At 59.7% G+C, this 11,766-nt stretch carries 12 protein-coding genes; 9 read left to right on the forward strand and 3 right to left on the reverse strand.

Translation table 11 applies throughout. The features are described 5' to 3' along the window. Window positions 1-343: 343 nt before the first annotated feature. Window positions 344-955, reverse strand: a complete 612-nt coding sequence (locus QSV77_RS10690) for a biliverdin-producing heme oxygenase (protein WP_142840585.1) — start codon at window positions 953-955, stop codon at window positions 344-346. 313 nt (window positions 956-1,268) lie between these two features. Between QSV77_RS10690 and QSV77_RS10695 the strand changes: the two genes are divergently transcribed. From QSV77_RS10695 to QSV77_RS10735, 9 genes are all read left to right on the forward strand, one after another. Continuing rightward, the gene (locus tag QSV77_RS10695) at window positions 1,269-2,153 is read left to right on the forward strand and encodes a dihydrodipicolinate synthase family protein (protein WP_302733422.1); all 885 of its coding nucleotides are present in this window, start codon (window positions 1,269-1,271) and stop codon (window positions 2,151-2,153) included. A 21-nt stretch (window positions 2,154-2,174) separates the two neighbouring features. Then, the gene (locus QSV77_RS10700; protein WP_302733423.1) at window positions 2,175-2,831 is read left to right on the forward strand and encodes a GntR family transcriptional regulator; all 657 of its coding nucleotides are present in this window, start codon (window positions 2,175-2,177) and stop codon (window positions 2,829-2,831) included. Window positions 2,832-2,935: 104 nt separating this feature from the next. Continuing rightward, window positions 2,936-4,267 carry an ABC transporter substrate-binding protein gene (locus QSV77_RS10705; protein WP_302733424.1) on the forward strand — a complete coding sequence of 444 codons (1,332 nt, stop codon included), beginning with the start codon at window positions 2,936-2,938 and terminating at the stop codon, window positions 4,265-4,267. Beyond that, window positions 4,267-5,205, forward strand: a complete 939-nt coding sequence (locus QSV77_RS10710) for a carbohydrate ABC transporter permease (protein WP_065114124.1) — start codon at window positions 4,267-4,269, stop codon at window positions 5,203-5,205. The genes QSV77_RS10705 and QSV77_RS10710 overlap by 1 nt, the downstream gene beginning before the upstream one ends. A gap of 14 nt (window positions 5,206-5,219) precedes the next feature. Then, window positions 5,220-6,041, forward strand: a complete 822-nt coding sequence (locus QSV77_RS10715) for a carbohydrate ABC transporter permease (protein ID WP_170985890.1) — start codon at window positions 5,220-5,222, stop codon at window positions 6,039-6,041. A 27-nt stretch (window positions 6,042-6,068) separates the two neighbouring features. Further along, window positions 6,069-7,127 (forward strand): ABC transporter ATP-binding protein, encoded by a 1,059-nt coding sequence (locus tag QSV77_RS10720; protein WP_142840588.1) that lies wholly within the window; start codon window positions 6,069-6,071, stop codon window positions 7,125-7,127. Window positions 7,128-7,147: 20 nt separating this feature from the next. Next, on the forward strand, window positions 7,148-8,107 hold the full coding sequence (locus tag QSV77_RS10725) for a sugar kinase (RefSeq protein ID WP_302733425.1): 960 nt from the start codon (window positions 7,148-7,150) through the stop codon (window positions 8,105-8,107). 144 nt (window positions 8,108-8,251) lie between these two features. Further along, on the forward strand, window positions 8,252-9,310 hold the full coding sequence (locus QSV77_RS10730) for a P1 family peptidase (RefSeq protein WP_302733426.1): 1,059 nt from the start codon (window positions 8,252-8,254) through the stop codon (window positions 9,308-9,310). Between the two features lie 20 nt (window positions 9,311-9,330). Then, window positions 9,331-10,197: a D-amino-acid transaminase gene (locus QSV77_RS10735; protein ID WP_302733428.1), complete on the forward strand. Its 867-nt coding sequence runs from the start codon at window positions 9,331-9,333 to the stop codon at window positions 10,195-10,197. A 65-nt stretch (window positions 10,198-10,262) separates the two neighbouring features. Here the strand turns inward: QSV77_RS10735 and QSV77_RS10740 are convergent, their stop codons facing one another. After that, on the reverse strand, window positions 10,263-11,159 hold the full coding sequence (locus tag QSV77_RS10740; RefSeq protein ID WP_142840590.1) for a LysR substrate-binding domain-containing protein: 897 nt from the start codon (window positions 11,157-11,159) through the stop codon (window positions 10,263-10,265). Window positions 11,160-11,292: 133 nt separating this feature from the next. Beyond that, window positions 11,293-11,754 (reverse strand): hypothetical protein, encoded by a 462-nt coding sequence (locus QSV77_RS10745; RefSeq protein ID WP_302733429.1) that lies wholly within the window; start codon window positions 11,752-11,754, stop codon window positions 11,293-11,295. Between the last annotated feature and the right edge of the window lie 12 nt (window positions 11,755-11,766).

Raw genomic sequence — 11,766 nt, forward strand, 5'->3', positions numbered from 1 at the left:
TTTGACCAAAAGACAAAAAATTTATCATTTGGTCAAAATATTTGCCTGTTTATTTGGCAAATATTGAGAGCGATACGTCAAAGGTGAGCGGCCCTCACCACACTCACAGACCGATGTAAGAAATTCGAAGGCGCTCCTCCGTCATGCCGGACGCGATCCGGCATCCAGCCACGGCGCGTCTGCGCCGTGAATAGAGTCTTTCGCGATCAAGGACTTGATCGCGCTGGACCCCGGATCAAGTCCGGGGTAACGGCGCTAAGGTGCTGAGACTCAATCAAACACGCACGCGCGACGGGGCACTTCTGCGCGATGAGGACAACAATCGCGCAGCTATGCCAAAACCTCAACCCAGCCGCTGCTGCGCATAGGCATGGACGGCCCGGAACGCAGCCTCGGCGCCTGCGACAACCCGCTCTTCCTCTTCAACCGTCAGCGCAATTTCATCCAGCGCTGCGGTGAACGTGCGCCAATGCAGGCCGCGCCCTTCCGGTGCGCCGGCCAGATGGCGCGCGCCGAATTCTTCGCCAAGACCGAGCTTGGCTGCATCTTTCAGCAGGAAAGCCGCACCGAGATTGGAACCTTCGACCACATAAAGCCAGCCCATCGCCTCCGGCAGATCGAAGGGCGTTTCGCCGGTGAAACGCGCAGCCTTGGCTTCCGGAATAGCAAGACCGAGATCGGCAAGGTCCTGCTCGATCATGGCGAGACGGCGACGGCCTTTGAGATCGGGAAGCAGGCCATCAAGCGTGGCGTTGGAAAAGAAAACGTCGAGGTCGCGATGGAAAAGATATTGCGTCTCGACGAATTTGCCGAAGTTTTCGCGGCTCTCGAATGGCTTTGCGGCCATGATGAAAGTATCGAGGTCGCCATGGGCGCCACGCGTCGCCGCTTTCAGGCGCTTGACGCGGCTCTGTTCGATCTCTGCCACAGGCGCTGTCTGCTCCGCAATGGTCATGGTGAAGGTCCCTTTATCCCTATATTCAGACTGCCTGATAAAAATCTTTACTCCAACAGTCAAATTTTATTTTCGCATTTTTTCGTGACCACCGGCAGAGAAAACATGGGGGCAAAACGGGCGGCAAACGGCATCCGCGCCGATCATCCATAATCGCCCATCCCCGACCCCGCACAGACAAGGCACTCGCCGCGTCGAAAACCGAATTCCTGCCCCGTCCTGCAGGTCTCAAACACTCACCCTGCAATTACTGCTTTACAACTAACATGTCAGTATGCCATCAATCCGCGATCACCTTGGAGGAGCATCTTAATTGACCCAGAAATTCGGCCTTTCGGCAGCCCTGACGACACCGTTCAAAACGGATGGAACCGTCGATATCGATGCGATGATCGCGCATGCCCGCCGCTGCCTGTCAAACGGCTGCGATAGCGTGACGCTGTTCGGCACCACCGGTGAAGGATGCTCCGTCGGCAGCCGTGAACGACAGGTCATCCTGTCCCGCTTCGTCGAGGCCGGTATTGCGCCATCGCGCATCGTCACCGGCGTTCTGGTGGACTCCATCGAGGATGCGGCGGACCAGTCAGCCGAGGCCCTGAAAGCGGGCGCCCGCAATATTCTTCTCGCTCCGCCGTCCTATTTCAAGAATGTCAGCGATGACGGGCTTTTTGCCTGGTTCTCGGCGGTTTTCGCAAAGATCGGCAAGGATGCACGCGACATTCTCGTCTACAACATCCCCTCCGTGACCAGGGTGACATTGTCCGTCGAACTGGTAGGACGGCTGAAGGCGACGTTTCCGGGCATCGTTACCGGCGTCAAGGATTCCTCAGGCAACTGGAGCCATACCGAGCGCCTGCTGAAAGAACATGGCGATCTCGCCATCCTGATCGGCGATGAGCGTGATCTCGCCAGAGGCGTCCGCCTCGGCGGTCAGGGCGCCATCTCCGGTGTCGCCAATTTCCTGACGCAGGAAGTCCGCGCCATGGCCGTTGACGGCAAGGACGACAAGCGCATCGTCGATCTTGTTGTGGAACTTCTGAAATTTCCGGTTACGCCTGCCGTCAAGGTGCTGGTATCACACACGACAGGCGAAAATATCTGGGCGGATGTGCGCGCGCCGCTCGTCGCCATTTCACCTGAGGATCGGCGGCAGATCGAAGGCGCTTTCGACGCGCTGTTTCGCAAACAGGCCGCTTGAACAGACCTTGAAAGGTTGAGCATGGACGATACCAGCGAACAGACATTGCGGGAACGGGCGTATGAAAGCTTTACGCATCACCTCCTCTCGCGTGATGTTCGCCCGGGGCAATTCATCTCGCAACGCCGCCTCGTGGAATTGACGGGTCTGCCGCTGGGGGCGATCCGGGAGGCAATTCCGCGGCTGGAGGCGGAAGGGCTGATCAAGACCGTGCCGCAGCGGGGCTTGCAGGTCGCCCATATCGACATCAACCTTATCCGTGAAGCATTCCAGTTCCGCATCTTCCTCGAAAAGGAAGCCGTGGCGCTGTTTACCCGCTCGGCTTCCGACGAGGCCATCGCGAAACTGTTGAAACAGCATCGCGATATTGCCGAAGCGGCTGAAAATAGCGGGGAATCGCCGGAGCTCGATCAGCATGCCCAGCAGGTGGACTGGGGCATGCACGATGCCTTCATCGATAGTCTCGGCAATTCGATCATCTCGAATGCCTACCGCGTCAATTCCATCAAGATGCGCCTCATCAACCAGGAGCGCTTTCGCATCGCCGGCCATGTGAAGTCGGTGATGAAGGAACATCTAGCCATTCTCGAAGCCATCGAGAAACGATCCGTGGAAGACGCCGTGGAACGGCTGACCGCCCATATCCGCAACGCAAGGGACAGGGCGCTGGCGGTGTAAGGCAATTCCGGCAGGGTAAAAAACGGTCCTGCGCCGGGATTGCAGGAAAATAAGCAACAAGCCGGGGTGAGGAGAATTTCCGGCTAATCTGGAGGAGAACTGACATGACGCATTCATTGCTCAACCCCACGCGTCGCGCCTTTCTGGCAGGCACGGCCGCGATTGGCGGCAGCGCGATGCTCGGCATTCGCCCGGCATCGGCGGCGGTGAACTGGAAAAAACACGCCGGCACCACGCTTGAGGTCAATCTTGTCAAAAGCCCGCGCAGCGAAACGCTGATCAAATATCTCAGCGAATTCGAAGAACTGACCGGCATCAAGGTCAATGCCGAGGCAACCCCGGAACAGCAGCAGCGCCAGAAGGTCGTCATCGAGCTTTCCTCTGGCAAGCCGAGCTTCGACGTCGTGCATCTGAGCTACCACGTCCAGAAGCGTCAATTTGAAAAGGGCAAGTGGCTGGCCGATATCAGCGGCTTCCTGAAGGACCCGTCGCTCACCGATCCGTCGCTCGTCGAAAAAGACTTTGCCGAGGCCGGCATGTTGTTTGCCAAGGATAGCGACGGCGTGCTGCGCTCGCTGCCCTTCTCGGTGGATTACTGGATCGTTTACTGGAACAAGGAACTCTTCGAGGCCAAGGGCCTGAAATACCCTGAAACCTTCGAGGAACTGGTAACGGCGGCGGAAAAGATCACCGATCCCGCCACCAACACCTATGGTTTCGTCGCCCGTGGCCTGAAGAACGCCAATACCCCGGTATGGACCTCGCTGATGCTGGGTTATGGCGCAAAGCCGATCGGTGCGGACGGAAAGATCGACACCGAATCCAAGGAAGCGGTGGAAGCGGCAGCGCTTTACCAACGCCTGATGACCAAGGCAGCCCCTCCCGGCGTCTCCGGCTTCAACTGGGCGGAAGCGCAATCGGCCTTCCTGCAGGGCAAGATCGGCATGTGGTTCGATGGCGTCGGTTTCGCACCGCCGATCGAGAACCCGGAAAAATCCCGCGTCGTCGGCAAGGTCGGTTACGGCGTCATGCCGAAAGGCCCGGCAGTTCAGGCCGCCGGCACGTTTGGCGATGGTCTCGGCGTCGTCGAAGCCAGCAGCAAGAAGGAAGCCGCTTACCTCTTCTGCCAATGGGCGATCTCGCATGAAATGGGCGCGCGTCTGTTGCAGGCCGGTGCGGGCGTTCCATTCCGCCAGTCCATCCTCGAAGACCAGAAAGTCCGCGAAGGCGTGAAGATGCCGGCCGCCTGGCTGGACGCCGTTGTCGGTTCCGGCAAGGTCTCGCAGCTTGCGCTTCCCGTCATCATTCCGGTGACGGAGTTCCGCGACATCTACGGCGTCGGCCTCACCAACATGATCGGCGGCGCGGACCCCGCAGCTGAACTGAAAAAGGCGACGGAACAGTTCGCACCCGTTCTGGCACGTAGCGAGGGATAATGGCCTCCGTGAGCATCGAAAACACCAAGACAGGCGTCAGTCGTAGAGAAGGGAGCAGGCCGGCAAGGCTTGCTCCCAACTACTGGCCCTTCGTCATACCGGCACTTATCGTCATTCTGGCTGTCATCGTTTTTCCATGGGTCTTTACCCTGTGGATGAGCGTGCACCGCTGGACGCTCGGACAGGAGCAGAGCTTTATCGGTTTCGAGAACTATATCCGGCTCGCCGGCGATATCAGGTTCTGGGAATCGCTCTGGCACACGCTCATTTATACCGTGCTGTCGGTTGTCGCCCCGCTGTTTCTCGGAACATTGGCGGCGCTGGTTTTCGATGCGCAGTTTCCGCTGCGCGGTTTTCTGCGCGGCGTTTTCGTCATGCCGATGATGGCGACCCCGGTCGCCATCGCGCTGGTCTGGACCATGATGTTCCACCCGCAGCTCGGCGTCCTGAACTATCTGCTGTCGCTCATCGGCATCGGGCCGCTGGAATGGATCTACAACCAGTCGACCGTCATTCCCTCGCTGGTGCTGGTGGAAACCTGGCAGTGGACGCCTCTGGTCATGCTGATCGTGCTCGGCGGGCTGGCTGCAGTGCCGCGCGAACCCTATGAAAGTGCTGAAATCGACGGTGCCAACGCCTGGCAGAAATTCCGTTACCTGACCATGCCGATGATTGCGCCGTTTCTGATGATCGCCGTCATCATCCGCTCCATCGATGCCGTCAAAAGCTTCGACATCATCTATGCGATGACTCAAGGCGGGCCCGGCACGGCGTCTGAAACCATCAACATCTATCTCTATAATACGGCGTTTTCCTATTACGACATCGGTTACGGCTCGGCCATGGCCGTCGTCTTTTTCATCATCATCGTGGCGCTGTCCTTCGTGCTTTTGATGGTGCGCCAGCGCTCGCAGTGGAACGAGATGGAGGATCGCTGATGTCTGGAAAAATCCTGAAACGCAAAAATCTCGACCGCATCGGCCTTTTCTTCGTGGCACTGGTGATGATCTCGCCGGTCATCCTGTTCTTCATCTGGATGATCTCGCTATCGCTGAAATATGAGATCGACAACGGCGCCTATCCGCCGATCCTCATTCCCGAACGTTTCGCCTGGTCGAACTATGTGAAGGTGTTCGAGGAGAATAATTTCTTCCTCTATTTCTGGAACTCGGTGCTCGTCACCGGTGCGGCGACCATTCTGGCGCTCGTCATCGGCGTACCCGCCGGTTACGGCATCGCCCGACTGAAGGCGGAAAAATCCGCCGTCGTCATCATGATCGCCCGCATGACGCCGGGCCTCTCATTCCTCATTCCGCTGTTCCTGCTGTTCCAATGGCTGAACCTCTTGGGCACGCTCTGGCCGCAGATCATCATCCATCTTGTGGTGACGGTGCCGATCGTCGTCTGGATCATGATCGGTTATTTCGAGACCACGCCGAAGGAACTGGAAGAGGCGGCAAGCATCGATGGCGCATCCTCCTGGCAGGTGTTCCGGCTGGTGGCGCTGCCGATCGCCAAGCCCGGCATCGTTGTCTCCTTCATCCTCGCGGTCATCTTCTCGTGGAACAACTTCGTCTTCGGCATCGTGCTGGCCAGCCGTGAAACGCGCACCCTGCCGGTCGCGGTCTACAACATGCTGTCCTTCGAACAGGTCAGCTGGGGGCCGCTGGCCGCAGCCGCGCTCATCGTCACGCTGCCGGTGCTGCTGCTCACCATGTTCGCACAGAAACAGATCGTGGCGGGTCTCACCGCCGGCGCCGTCAAGGGCGGCTGAATTCAAATTATAACGGGAACCAAAAACATGGCACCGGTCAATATTCAAAATGTCCAGAAGCGCTTCGGCTCGGTCAACGTCATCCACGGTATCGATATCGACATCAAGGACGGAGAATTCGTCGTCCTCGTCGGCCCTTCCGGCTGCGGCAAGTCCACCCTGCTACGCATGATCGCTGGGCTAGAGGAACTGAGCGACGGCGAAATCCACATCGGCGCGCGGGAGGTGAGCCACCTGCCCGCCCGTGACCGCGACATCGCCATGGTCTTCCAGAACTACGCGCTTTATCCGCATATGACGGTCAAGGACAATATGGGCTTCGCGCTGAAGCTGAAGAAGGTCAGCGCCGAGGAAACCAGGGCCAAGGTCGACAGGGCCGCCGCCATTCTGGGACTGGAAAAGCTGCTGGACCGTTATCCGCGCCAGCTTTCCGGCGGCCAGCGCCAGCGTGTCGCCATGGGTCGCGCGCTGGTGCGCGATCCGCAGGTTTTCCTGTTCGACGAGCCGCTTTCCAACCTCGATGCCAAGCTGCGCGTGCAGATGCGCGGCGAGATCAAGGCCATGCACCAGCGCATTGGCACCACCACCATCTATGTCACCCACGACCAGGTGGAAGCCATGACCATGGCCGACAAGATCGTGGTGCTGCACGATGGCGTCATCGAGCAGATCGGCGCGCCGCTCGAGCTTTACGACAATCCCGCCAATCTCTTCGTTGCCGGTTTTATCGGCTCGCCGGCCATGAACTTCATTCGCGGCCGGGTGGAGGAAGGCGTCTTCCGCACCGCAAAGGGTCTCAGCCTGCCGCTGCCCGCCAATGCCGAGATCGGCAAACTGGGCGGCCGCGACCTCGTCTACGGGGTGCGGCCGGAACACATCCGAGCCGCCGAGACCGGCATTGAAGGCCGGGTCGAACTGGTCGAAGGAACCGGCTCGGAAATCTACGCCAAGCTCAATTGCAAGGGCGACGAGATCGCCTGCCTGTTCCGCGAGCGCCTCAATGTCCGCTTCGGCGATACGATCCACATTGCCATCGATCCGGCAACGGTGCATCTGTTCGACAAGGACAGCGGCAAGCGCATCTGAACACGGCAGGAGCGAAGAGAATGGTAAAGGAAGCGGGCGGCAAGCATGTGCTCTGCGTGGGCGCCACCGTGCTGGACACCCTGTTTCGTGTGCATGACATGCCGAAGGGCGAAGGCAAGGTCCTGCCCTATGAGATGCTGCAGATCGCCGAAGGCATGGCGTCGAGCGCTGCTTATGCCGTGCATCGCATGGGCGGCCGCGCCAGCCTCTGGGGTGCGGTGGGCGATGACGAAACCGGCACCCGCATCCTGCGCGATCTCGCCGAAAGCGGCATCGATGTTGCGGGCATGACCATCGCTTCCGGCGCGCGCTCGGCCCTGTCGACGATCATCATCGATGACCGGGGAGAACGGCTGATCGTGCCTTTTTACGACCATCGCCTGCACGAGAAAAAACGCTCCTGCACACCGGAAGATATTGCCCCGTTCGATGCCGTTCTGGTTGATGTGCGCTGGCCGGAACTGGCGCTTGATGTGCTGACTGTGGCGCGCGCACTTGGCAAACCGGCCATTCTGGATGGCGATGTGGCGCCGGTGGAAACGCTGGAGAAGCTTGCGCCCGCCGCAACCCATATCGTCTTTTCCGAACCCGCCGCCGCCCGGCTGACCGGACTTGAAACGGTGAAGGACATGCTGCCGGTGCTGCATTCCCGCTACCCGCAGACCTTCATCGCCGTCACCGCCGGTCCGCAAGGCTGCTGGTGGACGGAGGCCGGCGATCCCACAGTGCATTTCCAGACGACCATGCAGGTTGAGGCAGTGGATACGCTGGCGGCGGGCGATATCTTCCACGGCACATTTGCGCTGGCGATGGCTGAAGGCATGCAAAGCCGCGCGGCCATCCGGCTCTCCTCCGTTGCCGCCGCACTGAAATGCACCGTCTTCGGCGGCCGCATCGGCGCACCGACGCGCGAAGAGACGGAAGACGCGATGCGGCAATGGCTGGAGCGTGAAGGCGAAGCCGCGCTGCGCGCCTCCTGAGCGCATCCATTGCCCGCATAAAACTATTCCATTTTTGCGATGCCGTTTCCCGGCGAAGTAGTCTAACGTCAAGTCAGAGCAAAGCTTTTCATGAAGCCGCGCCTGTTCCACCTTGAGCCTGCATTCCGCAAAAGTGATCGCCCGATGCATCAGACGACCCGCCCGAGACTGCGCGATATCGGTTTCCGGCCCGGCCATTTCGAGACCGGCCCGCTCAACGCTATCACCGATGTCGAAGGCGTGACCATCGGCCATTCGACCGTCATCGAAGGCGACACGATCCGCACCGGCGCAACCGCGATCCTGCCGCATGGCGGCAATCTCTTTCAGGACAAGGTGCCCGCCGCCTTCGCCGTCTATAACGGCTTCGGCAAATTCGCCGGCTCGACGCAGATCGAGGAACTCGGCGAACTCGAAACACCAATCATCCTCACCAACACGCTGGCAACCGGTCGGGCCATCGAGGCAATCAACCACCATACGCTGGCGCAGCCGGGCAATGAGAAAGTCGTCTCAATCAACGCCGTCGTCGGCGAAACCAACGATTCCCGCCTGAACGACATCCGCGCCGGCCGCCCGATGGTCGAGGAAATCTCGGCCGCGCTCAAAAACGCGGCCACAGGCTCCGTGGCCGAGGGCGGCGTTGGTGCCGGAACCGGTACGGTGGCCTTCGGCATGAAAGGCGGCATCGGCACCGCATCCCGCATCGTCACCATCGCCGGAACGACCTATACGATCGGCATTCTTGTCCAGTCCAATTACGGCGGCCATCTGCTGGTCTGCGGCAAGCCTTATGCCAGCCCTGACCATAAGGACAAGGACGGCTCGATCGTCATCATTGTCGCCACCGACGCGCCGCTCTCCTCCCGCAACCTGAAGCGTCTGGCGGCCAGAAGCTTCGGCGGGCTGGCGCGCACGGGTGCAGCGCTCAGCAATGGCTCCGGTGACTATGCGCTGGCCTTTTCCACCGATGAGCGGCTGCGCCGCACGCCCGCGCGCCGCAAGGCCGTCGCAGACTATCCGGAACTTTCCAATGATGCGATTTCGCCGCTCTTCGAAGCAGCGATTGAGGCGACGGAGGAAGCGATTCTGAACTCGCTCTGCGCGGCAACCACGACCACGGGCTTCAATGCCGGCACCGGCAAGGCCTCCACGGTCGAGGCCATTTCCATCGACGCCCTTAAAACCCTTCTTTCAGCCTGACTTTTCCAGACGGAGTTTTCATGACTAGCCCATCCGGTCGCATCGTTTACGTCAACGGCGAATTCCTGCCCGAAGCGGACGCCCGCCTCTCCATCTTCGACCGCGGTTTCCTGTTTGGCGACGGCATCTACGAAGTTACCTCCGTTCTGGAAGGCAAGCTGATCGACAGCGACCTGCACATGGCCCGGCTGGAGCGCAGCGCCCGCGAAATCGACGTGCCGCTGCCGGTCACCACGAAAGAGATCGTCGAGGCAGAGCGCCGCCTGATTGCCGACAACAACCTCGTCGAAGGCATGATCTACCTGCAGCTGACGCGTGGTGCCGAAGACCGCAATTTCCTGTTCTCCGCCGATCTGAAGCCGACGCTGGTCATGTTCACCCAGGCCAAGAAGCTGATCGGCACCCCGGTCGAAGAAGCCGGCATCGCCGTCAAATCCGTTCCCGACCAGCGCTGGGAACGTCGCGATATCAAGACCGTCTGCCTTCTGCCGCAGGTCATGGCCAAACGCATCGCCAAGGCCGAAGGCTGCGACGAGGCGTGGATGATCGAGGATGGTTTCGTTACCGAAGGCGCGTCCTCGACCGCCTATATCGTCACCGCCGACAAAAAGATCATCACCCGCGGCAACAGCAACAAGACCCTGCCCGGCTGCACCCGTCTTGCCGCCCTGCAACTGGCCAAGGAAGCCGGCTTCACGCTGGAAGAACGCCCTTTCACGCTGGAAGAGGCGCTGAATGCCGACGAGGCCTGCCTGACCAGCGCCTCCAACTTCGTGGTTTCGGTGACGAAGATCGATAGCAAGCCGGTGGGCAACGGCAAGCCCGGCCCGATGGTGAGCCGCCTGCGCGCGCTCTACCTCGAAAACGCCCGCCGCACGGCCATCTGATCGAAAGCGTTGTGTTTGTCGCATTTCCGGATGGAAAACCGGGGGCCACTTTTCCCGGAAATGCTCTAACTTTCGAGAACCGCCCAGATGCGCTCAACCACGGGCCGGCGGTTCTCCTTCGAACGATAAAGCCTGATATCGACGGCAATATCGAAACTTGAATCAGCGGCGCGCACCAGAGCGCCGCTATCCAGCTCGTGCCGCATCAGGCTTTCCGGCACCCAGGCGACACCCCAGCCGGCCATCGCCATGGCTTTCAGCCCCACCGACATGCTGCCCTCATGCACCCGCTCGAATTGCGGCAGGCGCGCGCTCAGGAGATCGCGCAGCAGCGGCCCGAAGAACGAGGCCTTTTCATAATCCAGATAGGCAAAGGGTTTTCGCGCATTTTCCACCAGCGCATGCAGCGGTGAACCATCTTTCGCCGGCGCGGAAACCGGAATGATGTTTTCCGCACCCAGCACGCGGAACTCGAAGGTCTGCGCATCGAGCAGCATCGGCACTTCGGGATGGGCATAGGTCAGAAGGAAATCACTCTGCCCGTCCACCAGCGAATTGAGGTTTTCTTCCATGCTGCCGGAATCCGGCCGCAGAACCGAAAACAGCGGTCCGGCCGTCTCGTTCACCCGTTTCAGCCAGTCGGGAAAGAAGGTGAAGGACAGGGTATGCAGCGCCGTCAGCCGAACGGTTCTGGCATCGGCTCCCTCTTCCTGCAGCAGGGTGCGCCGTGCATGATAAAGCTGTTTCAGCGTCTCCTGCGCCACCGGCACGAACTTCACTCCCGCCTCGGTCAGCCGCGACGGATAGGAAGCGCGGTCGACCAGCGTCGCCCCCACCCAGGCTTCCAGCTGTTTGATGCGCCGGCTGAAGGCGGATTGCGTCACATGTCGCTCATCCGCCGCCTTCGAGAAATTGAGCGTTCCGGCCAGCGCCAGGAAATCCTCGAGCCATTTGACTTCCAAGGGCCTGTTCTCCCACAAAGATGTTGTCCCGGCCTGCCGGGAACACGGGTCTTTATTAGGAGCAATGGAAGCCGATTGAAACCCTCTTGATAGCGGGGTTCTGATTGGGAGAAAAATGACACCTTAGCATATTTTAGGTCTCCCCTCGGACCCAACCCACAGTCGACACCTTCACTTCATCGATACGAGCAAGGCTGGGATTTTCAGTTAGATACTCGTCAAGCCTTGGGTCTTCCTCATAGCGGTATTGCTCATCGACGATGCTGTAGTCGGCTTCCAACTCCTGACGCAAAAGTACGAGGAGCTTATCTACATCTGTGTTGAAGCGGTCACAAACACCCTGCGTCCATAGGCTCGGATCGAGTGGATACAAGGGATTAAGATATCCGGAATGCTCAAAATCAAGACGATCACGCAGTTGCTGCGCCGTCTCGGAGAGAACCAGCTTTGGCTTGGAAGGCATCTGACCGTCGAGGCCAAAGAAAGCCGCATCGACGGGTCCAACATCCAATCTCGCGCATGTTTCGCTGTCGCCTGCCCAGAGGCAACCACCTGCGCCATAGTCAAAAAAGAACCTCAGAACACCTTTTACCATACAGGAACTATA

The sequence above is a fragment of the Agrobacterium sp. V1 genome (genome assembly GCF_030518355.1).
In the GTDB taxonomy this organism is placed as follows: domain Bacteria; phylum Pseudomonadota; class Alphaproteobacteria; order Rhizobiales; family Rhizobiaceae; genus Agrobacterium; species Agrobacterium cucumeris.